At 64.0% G+C, this 21385-nt stretch carries 21 protein-coding genes; 12 read left to right on the top strand and 9 right to left on the bottom strand.

Going from position 1 to position 21385, the window contains the following annotated elements:
* Window positions 1-3 precede the first annotated feature (3 nt).
* The 3 genes from odhB to lpdA all read left to right on the top strand — a co-directional run bounded on the left by odhB (window position 4) and on the right by lpdA (window position 3030).
* Window positions 4-1245 (top strand): 2-oxoglutarate dehydrogenase complex dihydrolipoyllysine-residue succinyltransferase, encoded by a 1242-nt coding sequence (gene odhB / locus ACETPF_RS02145; RefSeq protein ID WP_373932618.1) that lies wholly within the window; start codon window positions 4-6, stop codon window positions 1243-1245.
* Window positions 1246-1316: 71 nt separating this feature from the next.
* Window positions 1317-1580: a GIY-YIG nuclease family protein gene (locus ACETPF_RS02140; RefSeq protein WP_373932617.1), complete on the top strand. Its 264-nt coding sequence runs from the start codon at window positions 1317-1319 to the stop codon at window positions 1578-1580.
* Window positions 1581-1629: 49 nt separating this feature from the next.
* On the top strand, window positions 1630-3030 hold the full coding sequence (gene lpdA, locus ACETPF_RS02135) for a dihydrolipoyl dehydrogenase (RefSeq protein WP_373932616.1): 1401 nt from the start codon (window positions 1630-1632) through the stop codon (window positions 3028-3030).
* 196 nt (window positions 3031-3226) lie between these two features.
* Here lpdA and rpoD read toward each other — a convergent pair whose 3' ends face one another.
* From rpoD to ACETPF_RS02115, 4 genes are read right to left on the bottom strand one after another with little or no spacing between them, the layout of a single operon-like run.
* Window positions 3227-5281 carry an RNA polymerase sigma factor RpoD gene (gene rpoD, locus ACETPF_RS02130; protein WP_373932615.1) on the bottom strand — a complete coding sequence of 685 codons (2055 nt, stop codon included), beginning with the start codon at window positions 5279-5281 and terminating at the stop codon, window positions 3227-3229.
* 44 nt (window positions 5282-5325) lie between these two features.
* Window positions 5326-7224 carry a DNA primase gene (gene dnaG, locus ACETPF_RS02125; protein WP_373932614.1) on the bottom strand — a complete coding sequence of 633 codons (1899 nt, stop codon included), beginning with the start codon at window positions 7222-7224 and terminating at the stop codon, window positions 5326-5328.
* The gene (locus tag ACETPF_RS02120; protein ID WP_373932613.1) at window positions 7221-7619 is read right to left on the bottom strand and encodes an endonuclease domain-containing protein; all 399 of its coding nucleotides are present in this window, start codon (window positions 7617-7619) and stop codon (window positions 7221-7223) included. Before ACETPF_RS02120 ends, dnaG begins: the two co-directional genes overlap by 4 nt.
* A 54-nt stretch (window positions 7620-7673) precedes the next feature.
* The gene (locus ACETPF_RS02115; RefSeq protein WP_373932612.1) at window positions 7674-8126 is read right to left on the bottom strand and encodes a GatB/YqeY domain-containing protein; all 453 of its coding nucleotides are present in this window, start codon (window positions 8124-8126) and stop codon (window positions 7674-7676) included.
* 157 nt (window positions 8127-8283) lie between these two features.
* On the opposite strand from ACETPF_RS02115, the gene carA reads away from it, so the two are divergent.
* The 5 genes from carA to ACETPF_RS02090 all read left to right on the top strand — a co-directional run bounded on the left by carA (window position 8284) and on the right by ACETPF_RS02090 (window position 14472).
* Window positions 8284-9447 carry a glutamine-hydrolyzing carbamoyl-phosphate synthase small subunit gene (gene carA / locus ACETPF_RS02110; RefSeq protein WP_373932611.1) on the top strand — a complete coding sequence of 388 codons (1164 nt, stop codon included), beginning with the start codon at window positions 8284-8286 and terminating at the stop codon, window positions 9445-9447.
* A 53-nt stretch (window positions 9448-9500) separates the two neighbouring features.
* Window positions 9501-9899, top strand: coding sequence for a hypothetical protein (locus ACETPF_RS02105; protein ID WP_373932610.1), 399 nt, complete (start codon window positions 9501-9503; stop codon window positions 9897-9899).
* A 6-nt stretch (window positions 9900-9905) separates the two neighbouring features.
* Window positions 9906-13241 carry a carbamoyl-phosphate synthase large subunit gene (gene carB / locus ACETPF_RS02100; protein WP_373932609.1) on the top strand — a complete coding sequence of 1112 codons (3336 nt, stop codon included), beginning with the start codon at window positions 9906-9908 and terminating at the stop codon, window positions 13239-13241.
* An 83-nt stretch (window positions 13242-13324) separates the two neighbouring features.
* Window positions 13325-13801 carry a transcription elongation factor GreA gene (gene greA, locus ACETPF_RS02095; protein WP_373932608.1) on the top strand — a complete coding sequence of 159 codons (477 nt, stop codon included), beginning with the start codon at window positions 13325-13327 and terminating at the stop codon, window positions 13799-13801.
* A 5-nt stretch (window positions 13802-13806) separates the two neighbouring features.
* Window positions 13807-14472, top strand: coding sequence for a rhomboid family intramembrane serine protease (locus tag ACETPF_RS02090; RefSeq protein WP_373932607.1), 666 nt, complete (start codon window positions 13807-13809; stop codon window positions 14470-14472).
* A 43-nt stretch (window positions 14473-14515) separates the two neighbouring features.
* Here the strand turns inward: ACETPF_RS02090 and ACETPF_RS02085 are convergent, their stop codons facing one another.
* From ACETPF_RS02085 to ACETPF_RS02065, 5 genes are all read right to left on the bottom strand, one after another.
* Entirely contained in the window at window positions 14516-14737 is a 222-nt protein-coding gene (locus tag ACETPF_RS02085; protein WP_373932606.1) for a DUF4170 domain-containing protein, read from the bottom strand.
* Between the two features lie 115 nt (window positions 14738-14852).
* Complete coding sequence (locus tag ACETPF_RS02080; protein WP_373932605.1) at window positions 14853-15428, bottom strand: hypothetical protein; 576 nt, start codon at window positions 15426-15428, stop codon at window positions 14853-14855.
* The gene (locus ACETPF_RS02075; protein WP_373932604.1) at window positions 15421-15744 is read right to left on the bottom strand and encodes a hypothetical protein; all 324 of its coding nucleotides are present in this window, start codon (window positions 15742-15744) and stop codon (window positions 15421-15423) included. Before ACETPF_RS02075 ends, ACETPF_RS02080 begins: the two co-directional genes overlap by 8 nt.
* A complete protein-coding gene (locus ACETPF_RS02070; protein WP_373932603.1) occupies window positions 15741-16148 on the bottom strand; it encodes a phage holin family protein in 408 nt (135 codons plus the stop codon). Before ACETPF_RS02070 ends, ACETPF_RS02075 begins: the two co-directional genes overlap by 4 nt.
* Before the next feature lie 54 nt (window positions 16149-16202).
* Complete coding sequence (locus tag ACETPF_RS02065; RefSeq protein ID WP_373932602.1) at window positions 16203-16805, bottom strand: hypothetical protein; 603 nt, start codon at window positions 16803-16805, stop codon at window positions 16203-16205.
* Window positions 16806-17029: 224 nt separating this feature from the next.
* Between ACETPF_RS02065 and eno the strand changes: the two genes are divergently transcribed.
* The 4 genes from eno (at window position 17030) to ACETPF_RS02045 (ending at window position 21354) form a co-directional block, all read left to right on the top strand.
* Complete coding sequence (gene eno, locus ACETPF_RS02060; RefSeq protein WP_373932601.1) at window positions 17030-18304, top strand: phosphopyruvate hydratase; 1275 nt, start codon at window positions 17030-17032, stop codon at window positions 18302-18304.
* A gap of 77 nt (window positions 18305-18381) precedes the next feature.
* A complete protein-coding gene (locus ACETPF_RS02055) occupies window positions 18382-18693 on the top strand; it encodes an FtsB family cell division protein (RefSeq protein WP_373932600.1) in 312 nt (103 codons plus the stop codon).
* A gap of 214 nt (window positions 18694-18907) precedes the next feature.
* Window positions 18908-19984, top strand: coding sequence for a pyruvate dehydrogenase (acetyl-transferring) E1 component subunit alpha (pdhA, locus tag ACETPF_RS02050; protein ID WP_373932599.1), 1077 nt, complete (start codon window positions 18908-18910; stop codon window positions 19982-19984).
* Entirely contained in the window at window positions 19984-21354 is a 1371-nt protein-coding gene (locus tag ACETPF_RS02045; protein WP_373932598.1) for a pyruvate dehydrogenase complex E1 component subunit beta, read from the top strand. Before pdhA ends, ACETPF_RS02045 begins: the two co-directional genes overlap by 1 nt.
* Window positions 21355-21385: the final 31 nt, after the last annotated feature.

Raw genomic sequence — 21385 nt, 5'->3', positions numbered from 1 at the left:
CTCATGGCTACCGAAGTCAAAGTCCCCACGCTGGGCGAATCCGTTACCGAAGCAACCGTGGGCCAGTGGCTCAAGAAGCCGGGCGAGGCGGTGAAGGCCGACGAGCCGATCGTCAGCCTTGAAACCGACAAGGTCGCGGTCGACGTGCCCGCGCCCGCCGCCGGCGTCATGGGCGACATCGTCGCGAAGGAAGGCGACACCGTCGAGGTCGGCGCCCTGCTCGGCTATGTGAACGAGGGCGCGTCCGCCGGGGCTTCGCCCGCGCCGGCTGCGAAAGCAGAGGCCGCTGCGCCCGCGCCCGCCGCTTCGGCCCCGGCCCCCGCCGCCGAGGAAGAGGGCGAGGGCGGCAGCCTGACCCTGTCGCCGGCGGTCCGCCGCCTGGTGCTGGAGCATGGCCTAGACCCGAGCAAGATCAAGGGCACCGGCAAGGACGGCCGCCTGACCAAGGACGATGTGATGACCGCCGCCGCCGCCGGCACCGCCAAGGCCGCGGCTTCGGCCCCCGCCGCCGCCGCGCCCGCCGCCGCGCCGTCGTCGGGTCCGTCGCGCGCGCAGGAGCGGGTCAAGATGACGCGCCTGCGTCAGACGGTCGCCAAGCGCCTCAAGGAAGCGCAGAACAACGCCGCGCTGCTCACCACCTTCAACGATGTCGACATGACCGCCGTCATCGAGGCGCGGGCCAAGTACAAGGATCTGTTCGAGAAGAAGCATGGCGTGCGCCTGGGCTTCATGGGCTTCTTCACGAAGGCCGTGTGCATGGCGCTCAAGGACATTCCGGGCGTCAACGCGCAGATCGAGGGCGACGAGATCGTCTATAACGATTTCGCCGACATTTCGGTCGCGGTGTCCGCGCCCACCGGCCTCGTCGTCCCCGTCATCCGCAATGCCGAAAGCATGAGCGTCGCCACGATCGAGAAGACGATCGGTGAGTTCGGCAAGAAGGCGAAGGAAGGCAAGCTGACGATGGAGGATATGAAGGGCGGCACCTTCACCATCTCCAACGGCGGCGTGTTCGGATCGCTGATGTCCACGCCCATCATCAACCCGCCGCAGTCGGCGGTTCTGGGGCTCCACCGCATCGAGGACCGCCCGGTCGTCCGCAACGGGCAGGTCGTGGTGCGGCCGATGATGTATCTGGCGCTCAGCTACGACCACCGCCTGATCGATGGACGCGAGGCGGTGACCTTCCTGGTGGCGGTGAAGAACGCGATCGAAGATCCGACGCGGCTGTTGATCGATTTGTGAGGCGCTAGTGCTCCTGCGAAAGTCGGAGCCCAGGCTGGAGACATGCAACGAAAGCCGGCTATGTCTGTCTTATGGCGAACAGGCGCAACGGCACTCTATATCTGGGTGTGACGAGTAACCTGGCTGCGCGAGCCTATCAGCACCGCAACGGGTTGGTCGATGGGTTTACGAAAGAGCATGGCTGCACCATGTTGGTGTGGTTCGAAGCACATGACGACCTGCAGGAAGCAAGACAGCGCGAACTGCGGATGAAGAAATGGAAACGCGCCTGGAAGATCGAGTTGATCGAACGGCAAAATCCGCGCTGGCTGGATTTGTTCGAGACTGTGTTCTGACGACGCCCTGGGTTCCTGCTTTCGCAGGAACACGAGAATGAGGTGAAAGATGGCAGACTTCGACTATGACGTCCTTGTGATCGGCGCTGGTCCCGGTGGCTATGTCGCCGCGATCCGGGCGGCGCAGCTGGGCCTCAGGACCGCGTGCGCCGAAAGCCGTGAGACGCTGGGCGGCACTTGCCTCAATGTGGGGTGCATCCCGTCCAAGGCGATGCTGCACGCGTCGGAACTCTATGACGAGGCCGCCAACGGCACGCTCGCGAAGCTGGGCGTCAAGATCGATGCGATGAGCCTGGACCTGTCCACCATGCAGGGTCAGCGGGTCGATGCGGTGAAGGGCCTGACGGGCGGCATCGAGTTCCTGTTCAAGAAGAACAAGGTGACGTGGCTGAAGGGGCTGGCGACCTTCACCGGCGCCAACACCGTCGAGGTGGCGGGCGAGAAGGTGACGGCGAAGAATATCGTCATCGCGACCGGTTCGTCGGTTGCGCCGCTCCCCGGCGTCGCGGTCGACAATGCCGGCGGCAAAATCGTTGATTCGACCGGCGCGCTGGAGCTGGACAAGGTGCCCGGCCATCTCGTCGTCGTGGGCGGCGGCGTGATCGGCCTCGAACTGGGCAGCGTGTGGCGGCGGCTGGGTGCGAAGGTTACGGTGGTCGAATATCTCGACCAGATCCTGCCCGGCATGGACGGCGAGGTCCGCAAGGAAGCCAACAAGATCTTCAAGAAGCAGGGCTTCGAATATAAGCTGGGCACCAAGGTCACGAGCGCGCAGGTCGTGGGTGAGGGCGTTACGCTGACCGTCGAGCCCGCCGCTGGCGGCGCGGCCGAGACGATCGAGGCCGACGTGGTGCTGGTGTCGATCGGGCGGCGTCCCAACACCGAGGGGCTTGGTCTCGACAAGATCGGGCTGGAAGTGAACCAGCGCGGCCAGATCGAGATCGATCACGACTTCGCCACCAAGGTTCCGGGCGTCTGGGCGATCGGCGATGTGGTGCCCGGCCCGATGCTGGCGCACAAGGCCGAGGACGAGGGCATCGCCGTCGCGGAGAATATCGCGGGCCTGACCGGCATCGTGAACCATGATGTGATCCCGTCGGTCGTTTACACCAAGCCCGAAATCGCGGGCGTCGGCCTCACCGAGGAAGCGGCCAAGGAAAAGGGCGCGGTCAAGGTCGGCAAATTCCCGATGATGGCGAACAGCCGCGCCAAGACCAACCATGAGCCCGAAGGCTTTGTGAAGATCATCGCCGACGCCGAGACCGACAAGGTGCTGGGCGTGTGGATCATCGCGACGCCCGCCGGCACGATGATCGCTCAGGCGGCGCAGGCGATGGAATTCGGCGCGTCGAGCGAGGACATCGCCTATACCTGCCACGCGCACCCGACCCACAGCGAGGCGATCAAGGAAGCGGCGATGGCGGTGACGGGCAAGCCCATCCATATGTGACAGGCGCGGCGATATCGTTGCAAGAAGGGCTGCCGGGAGACTGGCGGCCCTTTTTTGTCATGGGTTGTCAGCAGCGCCGGGTCTGGCGGATCGTCGTCGAGCGTAATGTGCGGCACCGCTACGGCGTGTCACCGACACGCCGTAGGGTATTTCGATGATGGATGCGGGCCGATCCGATGGCCCCCATCGCGCGCCCTCACTGGTCGAGGAAAGAGCGCATCTTCCGTGACCGGCTGGGGTGCTTGAGCTTGCGCAGCGCCTTCGCCTCGATCTGGCGGATGCGTTCGCGGGTCACGCTGAACTGCTGCCCCACTTCCTCCAGAGTATGGTCGGTGTTCATGCCGATGCCGAAACGCATGCGCAGCACGCGCTCCTCGCGCGGGGTGAGGCTGGCGAGGACGCGGGTGACCGTTTCCTTGAGGTTCGCCTGGATCGCGGCGTCGACCGGGATGATCGCGTTCTTGTCCTCGATGAAATCGCCCAGGTGGCTGTCCTCCTCGTCGCCGATCGGCGTTTCGAGGGATATCGGCTCCTTGGCGATCTTCATCACCTTGCGGACCTTCTCCAGAGGCATGGAGAGGCGCTCGGCCATTTCCTCTGGCGTGGGCTCACGGCCCTGCTCGTGCAGGAACTGGCGGCTGGTGCGGACCAGCTTGTTGATCGTTTCGATCATGTGGACCGGGATGCGGATGGTCCGCGCCTGGTCCGCGATCGAGCGGGTGATCGCCTGCCTGATCCACCATGTGGCATAGGTGCTGAACTTGTATCCGCGCCGATATTCGAACTTGTCCACCGCCTTCATCAGGCCGATATTGCCTTCCTGAATAAGATCGAGGAACTGAAGGCCGCGGTTCGTATATTTTTTCGCGATGGAGATGACGAGGCGCAGGTTCGCCTCCACCATTTCCTTCTTTGCGATCCGGGCCTCGCGCTCGCCCTTCTGCACCATGTTGACGATGCGGCGGAACTCGCTGAGCGACATGCCGGTCGCCTGCGCGATCTCGCTCACCTCGTTGCGGATGCGATCGACCGCGCGCCCTTCGGCAGCGGCAAAGGCGGCCCATTTCTTGTCGAGCCCCTGCACCTTGTCGAGCCAGCCATCGTCAAGCTCATGGTTGACATAACGATCCAGGAAATCCTTGCGGCTGACCTTGTGCCGTTCGGCCAGGCGCAGCATCTGCCCGCCCAGCGCGGTCAGGCGCCGATTATAGGCATAAAGCTGATCGACCAGATATTCGATCTTCTGCTGATGGAACTGGACGCTCTCGACCTCGGCGGTCAGGCTCTCACGCAGCGCCTGATAATCGTCCTCGGCCTTCTGTCCCAGCGTGTCGCCATTCGCCATCGCAGTGATGCGGGCTTCCTGCGCCTTGGAAAAGCTGCGGAAAATCTCGGTGATGGTCGCGAACTTCTCCAGCGCCATCGGCTTGAGCGTCTCTTCCATCTGGGCGAGGGAGAGGGTGTTGTCCTCCTCGTCATCCTCTTCCGTCCGGCGAGCGCGGCGCTCGGTCAGCCCGTCCTCGTCCTCGTCGGTGTCGGCAGGTTCCTCCTCGGGCTCCTCCTCTTCCTTGAAGCTGGGGCCGGCGGTCTTTTCGCTGATCTCGCCATCGTCATCCTCGGCGCCTTCCTCCAGGCTTTCCGGGGCAGGGTCCTTCGACAGCATCGCGTCGAGGTCGAGGATCTCGCGCAACTGCATCTCGCCATTGTTGAGCGCGGTCGACCATTCGATGATCGCGTTGAACGTGGTCGGGCTTTCGCACAGCCCCAGAATCATCGTGTCGCGACCCGCCTCGATCCGCTTGGCGATGGCGATCTCGCCCTCGCGGCTGAGCAGCTCCACCGCGCCCATTTCGCGCAGATACATGCGGACGGGATCGTCGGTGCGATCGACCGTTTCCTTCTTCTTTTCGGTGACCAGCTTGGGACCGCCGTCCTCATCGCCGGAATCATCCTCGGCGTCGTCGGCTTCTTCCCGCTCGCGCTGGTCCTCGCCGTCTTCGCTAGCTTCCTCATTCTCGACGATGTTGACGCCCATCTCGTTGAGCGCGGCCATGATGTCCTCGATCTGGTCGGTGGACATCTGATCCTGCGGCAGGGCGTCGTTCAATTCGTCATAGGTCAGATAACCGCGCTTCTTCGCGCGCGCGATCAGCTTCTTGACCGACGCTTCGTTGAGGTCGAGCAGGGGGGCGTCGCCGCCATCCTCCCCATCGCCCGCGCCGTTACTCTTGCTGTTCGCCTTGGTCGCCATCTATTCGCCTTAAATCCGCCGCCCCATGTCGGGGCGGTGCCATGTCATATATTCTCTGCGGGCTGTGCCAGTTCCGCCAGCCGGCGATCGTGATCCGCCTTCAACGCCCGGATGCGTTGTTGTTCGGCGAAATTCTCCTCGCTGAAGTCGCTCTCGAACCGCTTCGTCGCCTCCAACAGCGCCATGTCCAGCTCCGGCCCCTGCGCCATCACCCGAATAGCCTCCTCCAGATCGCGCGCGACGCGATCCGAATCGGCGGTCATCCTGTGTGGGGTGAGTGTGAACGTGTCGGCCCGGAGCATCCCCTTGGCCCTATTATACACTTCACCTTCGCCCAATATGGTAAGGAGGGCCTGCGTTTCAACTGTTTCTTTGTGGAAGGAGCAACGGATCATCGCGGCCAGCAGGTCCGCCAGCACCGGATCGGCGATAGTGAGCCCCGCCAGCATCTCGCGATGGGGCGCGATCTGCTCGGGATGGCGCAGCAGGCTGGCGAGCGTGGCGCGCAGCAACCGTTGTTCCATCCCGCTCTGCCCGATCGCGCGGGCTTCGGTTCCGGCAGGCGGGATGGGCGGCTTCCAGTTGCCGCGTTTGTCGCGCTGCCAGCGCTGGCCCGCGCCGACGTCGCCGCGCCGCGCGGGCGCCGTATCGCGTCGCGCAAAGAAGAGCGCGTCATAGCGTTCCCGAAATTCATGGGCATAGTGGGCGCGCACGTCGGGATGCTGGATCGAATCCGACAGGGCACGGAGCCGCTGCTTGAGCGCAGCCTTCTGCTCGGGCGTGTCGAGCGGCGCGGCGGCGACCTCATGGCTCCAGAGCCGGTCGATCAGCGATTGCGCCGCGCCAAGCACGCTCTCCATCGCCGCTGCGCCCTTCTCCCGAATGAGGTCGTCCGGGTCTTGCCCGGCGGGCAGCGTGGCGAAACAGAGGCTAAAGCCTGGCTGTAACAAGGGAAGCGCCCGAGTCGCGGCGCGAATTGCGGCCTTCTGCCCCGCGCCGTCGCCATCGAAGCAGAGGATCGGCACCTCGACCATCTTCCACAGGCGTTCGATCTGATGTTCGGTCAGCGCCGTGCCGAGCGGGGCCACAGCATCGGCGAAGCCCGCCTGCGCCAGCGCGATCACGTCCATATAGCCTTCGACCACGATCATGCGCCCGGTCTGGCGGCTGGCGGGCGACGCCTTGTCGATATTGTAGAGTGTACGCCCCTTGTCGAAGAGCGGCGTGTCCGGCGAATTCAGATATTTGGGTTCGCCCGACCCCAGGATGCGCCCGCCAAAGGCGATGACGCGCCCGCGGATGTCGCGGATCGGGAGCATGAGGCGGCCCCGGAAGCGGTCGTACGTGTCGCGCCTTTTGCTTTTACCGCCATCCGGTTCGGCGCCATCCGGGTCGATCAGCAGCCCGGCTTCGACCAGCATCGGCTCGCCAAATTCGCCGAGCGCGATTTTGAGCTTGCCGCGCGAGTCAGGCGCATAACCAAAGCCGAAAGCGCGCCGGGTTGCCTCGCTGATCCTGCGCTTCGCCAGATAGGCCCGCGCCTCGCCCCCGTCGATCCCGGCAAGCTGCGCCTCGAAGAAGCCCTGCGCCGCCGCCATGGCGTCTTGCAGCCCCTTTGCCTGCTCGGCCCGCTTCGCCGCGCGCGGATCGGGCGCCGGCACGTCCATGCCGGCGGTCGCCGCCAACTCCTTGACGGCGTCCATGAACGGCAGGCCGCGATGCTCGGTCATCCAGCGGATCGCATCGCCATGCGCGCCGCATCCGAAGCAATGGTAGAAGCCCTTTTCGTCGTTGATCGTGAAGCTGGGCGTCTTCTCGTTGTGGAAGGGGCAGCACGCCTTATATTCGCGCCCGGCTTTCTGCACCTTCACCGACCGCCCGATCAGCGTCGACAGCAATGTGCGCGCGCGCAGTTCGTCCAGCCATTGCGGGGTGAGGCTCATGTCTGATCACGAAGAAAACTCCCCTCCCGCTTGCGGGAGGGGTGGGGGGAGGGCATGTCAGCGATCACGCCGACAATCTGCGCGACGACGCCATCTAAATTGCCCAACACATCGTTGTTCCAAAATCGGATGACGCGAAATCCCTGAGCCTCGATATATCTTGTTCGCTCGGCGTCGACTTCATCGCTATGCTGTCCACCATCCACTTCGATCGCCAGTTTGATGGACCGGGCGACAAAGTCGCAGATGAAAGGGCCGATCGGCACCTGCCGGTTAAATCGAACACCGCCTATTTTTCGGGCACTGATCGCCCGCCATAGAGCGCGTTCGGCGTCCGTCGCATTACTGCGCAGCGCGCGCGCTTTCATGGTGGGGCGGGCATAGCCTTTATCCATCAAACCTGAACATGCCCTCCCCCGACCCCTCCCGCAAGCGGGAGGGGAGAAGCCTTACCCCAGCGCCGCCTTCACGAGCCCGCTCGCCTTGCTCATGTCGATGACGCTGCCGTGGCGTTCCTTCAGCACTGCCATGACCTTGCCCATATCCTTGACGCTGCTCGCGCCGACCTCGGCCTTGATGCCCTCGATCGCGGCCTTCGTCTCCTCCTCGCTCATCTGCGCGGGGAGGAAGCCTTCGATCACGTCCAGTTCGGCCTGCTCCCTGGCGGCCAGCTCGTCGCGCCCGCCGCTCTTGAACATGTCGATCGATTCGCGGCGCTGCTTCGCCATCTTCTGAAGCACGTCGACGACCACCACATCGTCGTCCGGCACATTGGACGCCACGCGCAATTCGATGTCCCGGTCCTTCAGCTTGGCGAGGATCAGGCGCACGGCGGCCAGCCGATCCTTGTCGCCGGCCTTCATGGCGGTGACCTGGGCGCTTTTGATAGCGTCGCGAATCATGAGCGATCGAATCCTGTCTTTGCGGGAAAGAAGCAGATATAGCGGCAAAAGAGATTTTTAACAGACGTTGACCTTGTAGGACCACACGCCTACCTGACCGGCCGTTTAACCCGCTTCAGACGGGCTTTTAGCAAAAGCATAAGAAGGACCGCAGACCATGGCTGACGCCAAGACCCTTACCGTGCCCAAAGGAGCGACAGGGGTCGTGGTTTTCGCCGATGGCAGCGCGGTGTTCGGCCGGGGCTTTGGCGCCGTGGGCGAGGCGGTGGGCGAACTCTGCTTCAACACGTCCATCACCGGCTATCAGGAGATCATGACCGATCCCAGCTATGCCGGGCAGATCATCAACTTCACCTTCCCCCATATCGGCAATGTCGGCACCAACCTGGACGATGTCGAGGCCGATAATCCTTACGCACTCGGCTGCATCGTGCGGCAGGACGTGACCGCGCCCAGCAATTTCCGCAACGTCGAGCCTTTCGATCAGTGGATGCGCGAGAATGGCCGCATCGGCGTCGCGGGCGTGGACACGCGGGCGCTGACGCGCCTGATCCGGGTCAAGGGCGCACCCAATGTCGTCATCGCGCACGATCCCGAGGGCAAGTTCGACCTGGAGGCGCTCGCGGCCAAGGCGGCAGGCTGGCCGGGGCTGGAAGGCATGGACCTCGCCATCGAAGTCACCGGCAAGGAAAGCCGCCTGTGGAAGGACGGCGTCTGGCGGCTGGGCTTTGGCTATGGCGCGGGCGAAGCGACCGACGACAGGCCCCATGTCGTCGCGATCGACTATGGCGCGAAGAACAATATCTTCCGCAACCTGGTGAAGGCCGGCGCGCGCGTCACCGTACTGCCCGCGACAGCCACCTATGAACAGGTGATGGAGCAGAAGCCCGACGGCGTGTTCCTTTCCAACGGCCCCGGCGATCCTGCCGCGACCGGCGCGTACGCCGTCCCGGTGATCGCGGCGCTGCTGACCGAGAATGTGCCCGTGTTCGGCATTTGCCTCGGCCACCAGCTGCTGGGCCTTGCCGTGGGCGCAAAGACGATCAAGATGCATCAGGGCCACAGGGGCGCGAACCATCCGGTCAAGCGCCTGTCGGACGGCCTCGTCGAAATCACCAGCATGAACCACGGCTTCGCCGTCGATGCCGACACGCTGCCCGACAATGTGCGCGCGACCCATGTCTCGCTCTTCGACGGCAGCAATTGCGGCATCGAACTGACCGACAAGAACGCCTTCTCGGTCCAATACCACCCCGAAGCCTCGCCGGGGCCGCAGGACAGCTTCTACCTGTTCAAACGGTTCGTGGAGGGGTTGCGGTGAGCAAAGGTTGGGCCATTGGACTTGGAGTTGGCCTTCTTCTAGCGTCATCCCCATTGAGCGCTTCCATACCTTGGAGCAAAAATTTTGGAGCATGGCAGGTTTCTGGCATCTCCAGCGTTTCAGGGATTGGCGGCGATGCTTCTGTTAGCATTCAGCAACAGCAAGCCGACATCAATCTGTCTGTACGATGGAATGAGGGCGGACCAATTTGGGTTTCGGCTGAGGCTAAATCCTGTGCGCGGGAAAACGATGAATTTAAGATGGCTTATGAGGTTAGTGTCAAAAAATGGCTAGAAAGCCATAGCAAGACTGAGCAGCGCATTCTCGAAGACTTTCATACTTGGATAAATCAAATTGCATTTGTGTGCGGCGATCATAAGGACGTCGCGCGCTTTGATCTCAAGAATTTGAAGCCTGCATTGCGCTTGTTTTCAACGTGGGTGAAAGAGTAAATAAACATGCCCAAACGCACCGACATCTCCTCCATCCTCATCATCGGCGCGGGGCCGATCATCATCGGCCAGGCGTGCGAGTTCGACTATTCGGGCACGCAGGCGGTGAAGGCGCTCAAGGAAGAGGGCTATCGCATCATCCTGGTCAATTCCAACCCGGCCACGATCATGACCGACCCGGAATTTGCCGACGCGACCTATGTCGAGCCGATCACGCCCGAAATCGTGGCGAAGATCATCGAGAAGGAACGGCCGGACGCGGTGCTGCCGACGATGGGCGGGCAGACGGCGCTCAACACCGCGCTCGCGCTGTTCAACGACGGGACGCTCGCCAAATATGGCGTCCAGATGATCGGTGCCGACGCCGAAGCCATCGACAAGGCGGAGGACCGGATCAAGTTCCGCGACGCCATGGACAAGATCGGCCTGGAATCCGCCCGCTCGCGCATCGCCCACACGATGGAGGAGGCGCTGGAGGCTCTGGAGTTCACGGGGCTTCCCGCGATCATCCGCCCCAGTTTCACCATGGGCGGCACCGGCGGCGGCATCGCGTACAACCGCGACGAGTTCGTGACGATCGTGCGCGGCGGGCTCGACGCATCGCCCACCACCGAAGTCCTGATCGAGGAATCGCTCCTCGGCTGGAAAGAATATGAGATGGAGGTCGTGCGGGATCGCAACGACAATTGCATCATCATCTGTTCGATCGAGAATGTCGATCCGATGGGCGTCCATACGGGCGATAGCATCACCGTCGCGCCGGCGCTGACGCTGACCGACAAGGAATATCAGATCATGCGCAACGCATCGATTGCGGTGCTGCGTGAAATCGGCGTGGAAACAGGCGGTTCGAACGTGCAGTTCGCGGTCAATCCGAAGGACGGCCGCCTGATCGTGATCGAGATGAACCCGCGCGTGTCGCGCTCCTCGGCGCTGGCGTCGAAGGCGACCGGCTTCCCCATCGCCAAGGTCGCGGCGAAGCTGGCGGTGGGCTACACGCTGGACGAGATCGAGAATGACATCACCGGCGCCACCCCGGCGTCGTTCGAGCCGACGATCGATTATGTCGTGACGAAGATCCCGCGCTTCGCCTTCGAGAAGTTCAAGGGCGCCGAACCGCTGCTCGGCACCGCGATGAAGTCGGTCGGCGAAGTGATGGCGATCGGCCGCAACATCCATGAATCGATGCAGAAGGCGCTGCGGGGGCTGGAGACGGGCCTGTCCGGCTTCAACGACGTCGATCATCTGGTCGGCGCGCCCAAGGACGACATCGTCGCCGCGCTCGCCCAGCCGACGCCCGACCGCCTGCTGATCGCGGCGCAGGCGCTGCGTGAGGGTCTGACCGTCGCGGAAATACACAGCATCGCGAAGTTCGACCCCTGGTTCCTCGAGCGCCTCAAGGAGATTGTGGACGCCGAGGGCGAAGTGCTGGAAAACGGCCTGCCGCAGGATGCGGACGGGATGCGCCGGCTCAAATCCATGGGCTTTTCCGACAAGCGCCTTGCCTATATCGCGCTCAAGTCCGCCAATCTGCGCGGCATGGAACGCGGCATTGCGCGCGGCTCGGGCCTGATCCACGAAGCGGTCAAGGCGATGACCGGCGGCGTCACCGAAGGCGAAGTGCGGGCGCTGCGCCACAAGCTCGGCGTCCGCCCGGTCTTCAAGCGGATCGACACCTGTGCCGCCGAGTTCGAGGCGAAGACGCCCTATATGTATTCCACCTACGAAGCGCCCTTGTTCGGCGAGGCGGAAAATGAGGCGCAGCCCAGCGACCGCAACAAGGTCGTGATCCTGGGCGGCGGGCCAAACCGGATCGGGCAGGGGATCGAGTTCGACTATTGCTGCGTCCACGCCTGCTTTGCGCTCAGTGAGGCGGGCTATGAGACGATCATGGTCAACTGCAACCCGGAGACGGTCTCGACCGATTACGACACGTCCGACCGCCTCTATTTCGAGCCGCTGACGGCCGAGGACGTGCTCGAAATCCTGAGCGTCGAGATGTCGAGCGGCACGCTGGCCGGCGTTCTGGTGCAGTTCGGGGGGCAGACGCCGCTCAAGCTGGCGCAGGCGCTGGAGGATGCGGGCGTGCCGATCCTGGGCACCTCGCCCGACGCCATCGACCTGGCCGAGGACCGCGAGCGCTTCGCCGCGCTGATCGACAAGCTGAAGCTGCGCCAGCCCGCCAACGGCATCGCCCGCTCGCGCGAGGAAGCGATCGCGGTCGCCAACCGCATCGGCTACCCCGTGCTTATGCGCCCGTCCTATGTGCTGGGCGGCCGCGCCATGGAGATCGTCGACGGTCAGGCGCAGCTTGAGGAATATATCGCCACCGCCGTCCAGGTGTCGGGCGACTCGCCCGTCCTCATCGACCAATATCTGCGCGACGCGGTCGAGGTGGACGTGGACGCTCTGTGCGACGGCGACGATGTCGTGGTGGCGGGCGTGCTCCAGCATATCGAGGAAGCCGGGGTCCATTCCGGCGACAGCGCCTGCTCGCTGCCGCCCTACAGCCTGTCGGCGGAGGTCATCGCGGAAATCGAACGGCAGGCCGATGTCCTCGCACGGGCGCTTTCGGTGCGCGGCCTCATGAACATCCAGTTCGCGGTCAAGGACGAGACGGTCTATCTGATCGAGGTCAACCCGCGCGCCAGCCGGACGGTGCCTTTCGTCGCCAAGGCGATCGGCACCCCCATCGCCAAGATCGCGAGCCGCGTGATGGCGGGCGAGAAGCTCAAGGACTTGCCGACCATCGACCGCAACGCGATTGCGCATGTCGCGGTCAAGGAAGCGGTTTTCCCCTTCGGTCGCTTCCCCGGCGTCGATCCGGTTCTCTCACCCGAAATGAAGAGCACGGGCGAAGTCATGGGAATCGATAGCGATTTTGCCACCGCCTTCGCCAAGGCGCAGATCGGCGCGGGCACCATGCTGCCGACCAGCGGCACCGTGTTCGTCTCGGTCAAGGACAGTGACAAGCCGGTGGTGTTGCCCGCCGTGCAGAAGATCGCGGCCATGGGCTTCACCATCATCGCCACGGGCGGCACAGCCTCCTACCTGGAGGCGGAGGGGATCGCCGTCCAGCGTGTCAACAAGGTCGCCGAAGGTCGCCCGCATATCGTGGACAAGATCACCGATGGCGAGGTGCAGCTGATCTTCAACACCACCGAAGGCTGGCAGTCGTTGAAGGACAGCAAGGCCATCCGCACGTCCGCCCTTCGGGCCAAGATTGCGAGCTTCACGACTGCGGCGGCCAGCGTTGCGGCGGCGGACGCGATCGAGGCGCTGCGGGGCCACGCCCTTGAAGTGCGCTCGCTCCAGTCCTATTATCCCCTGTCGCACGCTTGATCCCCTGCACAGGAATGACGCTGCGGGGCGGCTCCACCCATGGGGCCGCCGAAGGGACGTTTTTGACGAAGGAAGTTTAGGGAATGGCGACCGTCGAGAAGATGCCGATGCTCCAGGCGGGCTATGAGAAGCTCAACGCCCAGTTGCGCGAGCTGAAGGCGGAGCGCCCGCTGATCGTGGACGCGATCGAGGAAGCGCGCGCGCACGGCGACCTCTCCGAAAATGCCGAATATCACGCTGCAAAGGAACGGCAGGGCCAGGTCGAGGCGACGATCGCCGATCTGGAGGACAAGCTCTCCCGCGCGCAGATCATCGATCCGACCACGCTTTCGGGCACCAAGATCGTGTTCGGCGCGACGGTGACCCTGCTGGACGAGGACGACAAGCCGATCCGCTACCAGATCGTGGGGCAGGCCGAAGCCGACGCGAAAGTCGGCATGATCTCCTACAACAGCCCGCTCGGCCGTGCGCTGATCGGCCGCGAAGTCGGTGACGAGGTCGAGGTTTCGGTCCCGTCGGGTGACAAATTCTACCTGGTCGACAAGATCGAGTTCATCTGATCGCCGTGAAGCTGCCCTCCGGCCGCCTGACCGACGGGGTCGCGGCGATCACCATCGCCATTTTCCTGCTGCTGTATCTCTCCGGCCGTATCGATGACGCCGCCATATTGGGCGGCTTCATCCCGGCCCGGTTCGGAGAGCCGGACCTGCTGGAGGGGATGGCTGCCGTTCCGGTGTGGCTGACGCCGATCAGTTGCACCTTCCTTCATGCCGGGTGGATGCATATCGGCTTCAACATGCTGATGCTGCTGTTTTGCGGTCGGCAGGTGGAGCATGTGCTCGGCTGGAGCGGGACGCTCATCCTCTACGGCGTCGGCGCCTATGCGGCCTGTCTTGCCCAATGGGCGGTCGATCCGGCATCGACCAACCCGATGGTGGGCGCAAGCGGGGCGATATCGGCGATCATCGCGACCTATTCGCTGCTCTACAGCCAGCAACAGGTGCGCCGGATCGGCCCGCTTTCGGCCAGCCTCGTGCGGTCGCTCTGGCTGGCGGCGGCCTGGGTCGCGATCCAGCTGATGATCGGGATCGCGACCGCCGGCGGCGGGGGTGGCCTTGGGCAGATCGCCGTGGCCGCGCATATCGGCGGTTTTCTCGCAGGCCTGGCGCTGACCCGTCCGCTGCTGCGCTGGCGCTTCCGCAAGAAGCCGAAGCCGGTGCATCGAACATGACCCGGCCAATTCCTCCCCTGTCTCCCGATTAGGACAGGGAGCCTCATTCCCCCGGCAGGTGCGGCTCCAGCAGCCGGTGCAGATGCACGATGACATAGCGCATCTCCGCATCGTCGACCGTGCGTTGCGCCGCACCACGCCACGCCTTTTCGGCGGAGGCATAATCGGGATAGACGCCGACCAGGTCGACCTTGCTCAGATCCTGAAATTCCAGCGTCTGCGGATTGGTGACGCGACCGCCCATCACCAGATGCATTTTGCTCATGGCGCTATCTATTCTCCTTGGGATGAGCGGCGACACTAGCAGCGCCGCATCGCGTCTCCAAGGGGGCAGGGCGGCCGACCCTATCAGCTTTGGTCGGCCGCCATGAAATTTCCGCTCAATTTTTCGGCAGGCGTGCCTTGATCGCATCGCTCAGCGCATCGACCTTCGCCGCCACCAGCGACGCGACGTCATCGGCCAGCTTCGATGCCTTGGCAGGAAGGTCCGCGCCGACCACGCTGTCCTTGGCGCCGGACGCCGTGTCGGCGGCGGCGTTGATCGCGCTGCTCGCCCCTTGCTTGACGCTCTCCGCGCCCTCGGCCGCGACCGATCGCGCCGCGACCGCCGCTTCGACCAGCTTGGACCCGGCCGTGGCCGCAAAAGCGGGAAGCGCCTTCATGGCGCGGCGGCTCTTTGGGAACATCCAGGCGACGACCGCGCCGATCGCGACCGCGCCCGCCACTGCGGCGATCGGATGTTCCTGCACGATCTGGTTTGCGCGGGCGGCGGCCCGCTGGGTCTTGTCGCGCGCGTCGCCATAGGCTTCGCTCGCCTTGTTGCGGCCGGTCTGGATCAGGTCGCTCGCGCTTTCGCGCGCCTTGCCGGTGCCGTCCTTGATGATATCGGTCGCGCTGATCGCCGCGTCATTGGCGGCTTCGCGGACACGGGTGATTTGCGAGCGGATGTCAGCCATCGTCAGTCTCCGAATGTTCGGGGGAAGTCTCGGCCAAACGAACGTATAGCCGCCGGAAAAGGTTCAGCAGCGGCCGCCGCGCGAGATAAAGGCCGAACGCGGCCACCGCCCCGCCGATCGCATAAGGCCGCTCCCGCGCCTGCGCTGCGCCTTTGGCCACTACGTCCAAGGCCGCACCCTTGACCTTGTCCTTGGCGTCCTGCTTCAGTCGCGCCAGGGAAATCCGCGCCTTGGCCGCCTCTGCACTGTCCTGCAATCGCGCACGGGCGGCGTCCGCGCGAACCACCGCGTCCCGATAGGCCTGCTCCTGCCTCATGGTTTGATCGCCTTCATCATCCGGCTGATGCTTCCCTTCGCGAGCAACCCCAGCAGCAGCACGATCAACAACCCGCCACCAACGACGATCAACGTCGCCCAGAGCGGGTCCATATGCTGCGCGAGCGTCAGGATCAGCCCGCCCAGCAGCGCGATGATGCTGGCGAACGCCAATATCAGCGCCAAGCCGCCGAAGATCGCGGCATTGCGGACCCCGGCTGCGATGATGCCGGCCCGCAGTTTCTGCCGGTCGATCTCGGCGTTCGCATAGGCGCGTCCATCCTCGATCAGGCGCGCCACGGCGCCCTTTACACTTTCGTCGGGTGCGGCGGCGCCATCGGGCGCGCCGTCCCATCGCCCGTCGGTCTGCGGCGTCGCTGCCGTCTCCGCTGGCTCGTCTGTCAATTGCCCCTCCGCCCCGCCGTGCGGGTCCATGCGTCGGTATGGGAAAGCCGGTCGTCAGGCCTTGTCGTCAGATCCTTTGGCAAGCCGCATCAGCACATAGCCGACGACCGCCGCCGCGCCGATCGCCACAGCCGGGCTCTTGCGGACAAAATCGCGCGCTTCGGTCAAAAGCTCCTCGACCTCCTTGCCGTCCAGCGTGTTCGCGGCACCAGCCACCGATTCCGCCGCCTGCCGCGCATAATCGCCATATTGCGGGCCGAGTTTGGCGTCGACGGTTCCCGCAGTGTCGGCGATCAGCTTGGCGAGGCTCTGCATCGCGGTGCCCGTCTTTTCCTTGGCGACACCGGCGGCGGACAAGGCGGTCTTTCCGGCTTGCTCCTTGATCGGATCGATATGGGCCTTCCAATCGACGGTGTTCAGCTTGTCCGCCGCCGCCTTGGCGGCCTTCTCCGCCTGCTCCTTGATGGGTGCGATCTGAGCGGTCCAGCCCTGCGCCGCTGCGCCATTTCCCGCCTTGCGGGTCGTGGCCGTCTCGACCGGAGCGGAGGTGACGGGCGCCGGGGCAGCGCTGCGCTTGACCGGGGTAGCCTTGGCGGGCTTTTCGGCGGCGGGCTTCTTGCCGCGCTTGACGGGCGGCGTTTCGGGTGTGTCGGCCATCGTCCTGATCTCCCTCTTTTCAATCCATTGCCGGCTTTCGCCCGGCAGGTCTTGCCCCCCCAATGCTTCGTGCGGGCCAAGTGTTCCGTTGCCGTTACATTTAGAAGCATCGGCATTTTTCCGCCGCGCGCAAGCCCCGCATTGCCAATCAAAGGGCTGCTGGCTAAGCGGGGCGCGCAAAATCCGGCGTCCGCCGTCGCGAAGGCATATTCCAGGGAGCGATCATGACCGCCATTCTCGATATTCACGCCCGCCAGATTCTCGACAGCCGGGGCAACCCCACGGTCGAGGTCGACGTCATGCTGGAGGATGGCAGCTTCGGCCGCGCGGCCGTGCCGTCGGGCGCGTCAACCGGCGCCTATGAGGCGGTGGAAAAGCGTGACGGGGACAAGGACAAATATCTCGGCAAGGGTGTGCTTCAGGCCGTCGCCGCCGTGAATGACGAGATTGCCGAGCAGATCATCGGCCTCGATGCCGAGGATCAGGCCGAAGTCGACGCGGCGATGATCGCTCTGGACGGCACCGACAACAAGTCGCGGCTGGGCGCGAACGCCATTTTAGGTGTCTCGCTCGCTGTATCGAAAGCCGCCGCCGATGCGCGCGGTCTGCCGCTCTACCGCTATGTCGGCGGCGTATCCGCGCATGTTCTGCCGGTGCCGATGATGAACATCATCAACGGCGGCGAACATGCCGACAATCCGATCGACTTCCAGGAATTCATGATCATGCCGGTCGGCGCGGAAAGCATCGCCGACGCCGTACGGATCGGGTCCGAAATCTTCCATACGCTCAAGAAGGGCCTGCACGACAAGGGCCTTGCCACGTCGGTCGGCGATGAAGGCGGCTTTGCGCCCAACATCGCTTCGACCCGCGACGCGCTCGATTTCATCCTCGCCAGCATCGAGAAGGCGGGATACAAGCCGGGCGACGATGTCGTGCTCGCGCTGGACTGCGCCGCGACGGAATTCTTCAAGAACGGCAAATACGAGATTTCGGGCGAGGGGCTGTCACTCTCCCCGGTCGAAATGGCCGATTATCTTGCCGCGCTCTGCGCCGACTACCCGATCAAGTCGATCGAGGACGGCATGAGCGAGGATGATTTCGAGGGGTGGAAGGCGCTGACCGACAAGATCGGCGGGACGGTGCAACTGGTCGGCGACGACCTGTTCGTCACCAATCCCGCGCGGCTCGCTATGGGCATCGGCAAGGGGCTGGCCAATTCGCTGCTGGTGAAGGTGAACCAGATCGGCACGCTGACCGAGACGCTGGCGGCGGTCGATCTGGCGCACCGATCGCGCTACACCGCCGTCATGTCGCACCGTTCGGGCGAGACCGAGGACGCCACCATCGCGGACCTCGCCGTCGCCACCAACTGCGGCCAGATCAAGACCGGATCGCTCGCCCGGTCCGACCGGCTCGCCAAATATAACCAGCTCATCCGTATCGAGGAAGAGCTTGGCGACATCGCCGTCTATGCGGGGCGCTCGATTTTCCGCTGACACCGTAACGATTCGGCTGGCCGCAAAGACGCGATTTTTCGCTTGCGGCCGGCCGAATCCTGTGATTCATCAGGGCGATGGCGCATATCGCTAAACTTCGCCTCTTGCTCTTCTCGGCCTTCGGTCCGGCGATCGCGCTGCTGCTCCTGCTTTTCTTTGCGGGCTATGTCGTGCTGGGCTCGAACGGCGTGCTGGCCTGGGGTGATTATTCACGCCAACTGCGCGCGGCCCAGGGCGAGCTGCATCGCGTTCAACAGGCGCGCGCCGAACTGAAGAACCGGGTCGATGCGCTCGACCCGCGCCGCGTCGATCCCGATCTTGCCGACGAGTTGATTCGGCGGCAGCTGGGCGTGGTCCATCATGACGAGGTGGTCGTCCCTCTCGACTGACGCCGCATTGCGTAAGCTTGTGTCGTCAGGAAAAGCCGCACCGCAATTTTGATGCACCCGTTCCGGAAGGCTCGATCGGCACTAGCATCAACACCATCAAATTACGGCTCCCACCATAGGAAATGGCGGGTTTGCGGGGTCGGTACGGTTGCAATAACTGCAACCCTGCCGCTATATCGACCTTCCTTCCTACCCACGCAAAAGGACAAGAACCTTGGCGAAACCCACAACGCCGCGTCCGACGCGCGCAAAGGCTGAGGCGGCTGCACCCGCCGCCGGCGCGGACCATAACCGGCCGCGCCCGGACACTCCGGGCGATTACAAGGCGAGCAAGGAAGAATTACTGGAATTTTATCGGCAGATGGTCCTCATCCGCCGCTTCGAGGAAAAAGCGGGGCAGCTTTACGGCCTCGGCCTCATCGGCGGCTTCTGCCATCTCTATATCGGCCAGGAAGCTGTTGCGGTCGGCATCCAGTCGGCGCTTCATCCCGGCAAGGACAGCGTTATCACCGGCTATCGCGACCATGGTCACATGCTCGCATACGGCATCGATCCCAAGGTGATCATGGCCGAACTGACCGGCCGCGAAGCCGGCATTTCGCGCGGCAAGGGCGGGTCGATGCACATGTTCAGCGTCGAGCATAAATTTTATGGCGGCCACGGCATCGTCGGCGCGCAGGTGTCGCTGGGCGCTGGCCTTGGCTTTGCACATAAATATAACGAGGATGGCGGCGTGTGCGTCGCGTATTTCGGCGACGGCGCGGCGAACCAGGGCCAGGTTTACGAGAGCTTCAACATGGCCGAGCTGTGGAAGCTGCCGATCATCTTCGTGATCGAGAACAACCAATATGCCATGGGCACCAGCGTCAACCGATCGTCGGCGGAGGACCAGCTCTACCGGCGCGGCGAAAGCTTCCGCATCCCCGGCATCCAGGTCAACGGCATGGACGTGCTCGCCGTGCGCGGCGCGACCGAAGAGGCGCTCAAATGGGTTCAGGGCGGCAACGGTCCGATCCTGCTGGAAATGAAGACCTACCGCTATCGCGGCCATTCCATGTCGGACCCGGCCAAATATCGCTCGCGCGAGGAAGTGCAGGCGATGCGCGACAAGTCGGACCCGATCGAGGGCGTCAAGAAATATCTGATCGACGCCGGCGTCAGTGAGGACGAGATCAAGACGATCGACCAGGATATCCGCAAGATCGTCGCCGAAGCGGCCGACTTCGCCGAAACCTCGCCCGAGCCGGACATGGCTGAACTCTATACCGACGTGCTGGTGGAGCAATATTGATGGGTATCGAAATCAAGATGCCGGCCCTCTCGCCGACGATGGAAGAGGGCACGCTGGCCAAATGGCTGGTGAAGGAAGGGGACGAGGTGCGGTCGGGCGACATTCTCGCCGAGATCGAGACCGACAAGGCGACGATGGAATTCGAAGCCGTGGACGAAGGCACGATCGGCAAGATCATGGTGCCCGAAGGGTCCGAGGGCGTGAAGGTCGGCACCGTCATCGCCGAAATGGCGGGCGAGGGCAGTGACGCCGCGCCAGCCCCCAAGGCGGAAGAAAGCGCGCCGCCCGCCGCCCCGGAAGCGCCCAAGAAGGCGGAGAGCGGCACGTCAAAGCTCGCCGCCGAGACCAAGGCGTCGGTCAAGGATCCCGCCATCCCCGAAGGCACGGCCTATGTGAAGACCACCGTCCGCGAAGCGTTGCGCGACGCGATGGCGGAGGAGATGCGCAAGGACCAGCGCATCTTCGTCATGGGCGAGGAGGTCGCCGAATATCAGGGCGCGTACAAGGTTACGCAGGGCCTGCTGGACGAATTCGGGGCCAAGCGCGTCATCGACACGCCGATCACCGAATATGGCTTTGCCGGCATCGGCACCGGCGCGGCGATGGGCGGCCTTCGCCCGATCGTCGAGTTCATGACGTTCAACTTCGCCATGCAGGCGATCGACCACATCATCAACTCGGCGGCCAAGACCAATTATATGTCGGGCGGCCAGATGCGCTGTCCGATCGTGTTTCGCGGCCCCAATGGCGCGGCGAGCCGGGTCGCGGCCCAGCACAGCCAGAATTACGGCCCGTGGTACGCGTCGGTCCCCGGCCTCATCGTCATCGCGCCTTATGACGCGGCCGACGCCAAGGGGCTGCTCAAGGCCGCGATCCGATCCGAAGACCCGGTCGTGTTCCTGGAAAACGAACTCGTCTACGGCCGCAGCTTCGACGTGCCGCAGCTTGACGATTATGTCCTGCCCATCGGCAAGGCGCGGATCGTGCGCGAAGGCAAGGACGTGACGCTGGTCAGCTACTCGATCGGGGTCGGCGTCGCGCTGGAAGCGGCCGAGACGCTGGCGGGCGAGGGGATCGACGCGGAAGTCATCGACCTGCGAACGCTGCGCCCGCTCGACACCGACACGGTGCTGGAGAGCCTCAAGAAGACCAACCGCATCGTGGTGGTCGAGGAAGGTTGGCCGACCTGCTCGATCGCGTCGGAAATCGCCGCCGTCGTCATGGAAAAGGGCTTCGACGACCTCGACGCCCCGGTGCTGCGCGTCACCAACGAGGACGTGCCTCTGCCCTATGCCGCGAACCTTGAGAAAGCGGCGCTGATCGATGCCGCGCGGGTGATCGAGGCGGCGAAGAAGGTGACTTACAGGTAAAAGGATATGGGCGGTTCCGGTGGGAGCCGCC

Origin of the sequence: Sphingobium agrisoli, from assembly GCF_041877245.1 — a bacterium.
Lineage (GTDB): Bacteria > Pseudomonadota > Alphaproteobacteria > Sphingomonadales > Sphingomonadaceae > Sphingobium.
The sequence above is the reverse complement of the archived record's forward strand: the minus strand, read 5'-3'. Positions and strand labels throughout refer to the sequence as shown.

Excerpts from the sequence above, each read along its gene's own strand:
- carB (WP_373932609.1), top strand. The coding sequence starts at position 9,906 with ATGCCCAAACGCACCGACATCTCCTCCATCCTCATCATCGGCGCGGGG.
- rpoD (WP_373932615.1), bottom strand. The coding sequence starts at position 5,281 with ATGGCGACCAAGGCGAACAGCAAGAGTAACGGCGCGGGCGATGGGGAG.
- ACETPF_RS02075 (WP_373932604.1), bottom strand. The coding sequence starts at position 15,744 with ATGAGGCAGGAGCAGGCCTATCGGGACGCGGTGGTTCGCGCGGACGCC.
- ACETPF_RS02080 (WP_373932605.1), bottom strand. The coding sequence starts at position 15,428 with ATGGCTGACATCCGCTCGCAAATCACCCGTGTCCGCGAAGCCGCCAAT.
- ACETPF_RS02120 (WP_373932613.1), bottom strand. The coding sequence starts at position 7,619 with ATGGATAAAGGCTATGCCCGCCCCACCATGAAAGCGCGCGCGCTGCGC.
- greA (WP_373932608.1), top strand. The coding sequence starts at position 13,325 with ATGGCGACCGTCGAGAAGATGCCGATGCTCCAGGCGGGCTATGAGAAG.
- lpdA (WP_373932616.1), top strand. The coding sequence starts at position 1,630 with ATGGCAGACTTCGACTATGACGTCCTTGTGATCGGCGCTGGTCCCGGT.
- eno (WP_373932601.1), top strand. The coding sequence starts at position 17,030 with ATGACCGCCATTCTCGATATTCACGCCCGCCAGATTCTCGACAGCCGG.
- dnaG (WP_373932614.1), bottom strand. The coding sequence starts at position 7,224 with ATGAGCCTCACCCCGCAATGGCTGGACGAACTGCGCGCGCGCACATTG.
- ACETPF_RS02140 (WP_373932617.1), top strand. The coding sequence starts at position 1,317 with ATGGCGAACAGGCGCAACGGCACTCTATATCTGGGTGTGACGAGTAAC.
- ACETPF_RS02055 (WP_373932600.1), top strand. The coding sequence starts at position 18,382 with ATGGCGCATATCGCTAAACTTCGCCTCTTGCTCTTCTCGGCCTTCGGT.
- carA (WP_373932611.1), top strand. The coding sequence starts at position 8,284 with ATGGCTGACGCCAAGACCCTTACCGTGCCCAAAGGAGCGACAGGGGTC.
- ACETPF_RS02115 (WP_373932612.1), bottom strand. The coding sequence starts at position 8,126 with ATGATTCGCGACGCTATCAAAAGCGCCCAGGTCACCGCCATGAAGGCC.
- odhB (WP_373932618.1), top strand. The coding sequence starts at position 4 with ATGGCTACCGAAGTCAAAGTCCCCACGCTGGGCGAATCCGTTACCGAA.
- ACETPF_RS02045 (WP_373932598.1), top strand. The coding sequence starts at position 19,984 with ATGGGTATCGAAATCAAGATGCCGGCCCTCTCGCCGACGATGGAAGAG.
- ACETPF_RS02065 (WP_373932602.1), bottom strand. The coding sequence starts at position 16,805 with ATGGCCGACACACCCGAAACGCCGCCCGTCAAGCGCGGCAAGAAGCCC.
- ACETPF_RS02085 (WP_373932606.1), bottom strand. The coding sequence starts at position 14,737 with ATGAGCAAAATGCATCTGGTGATGGGCGGTCGCGTCACCAATCCGCAG.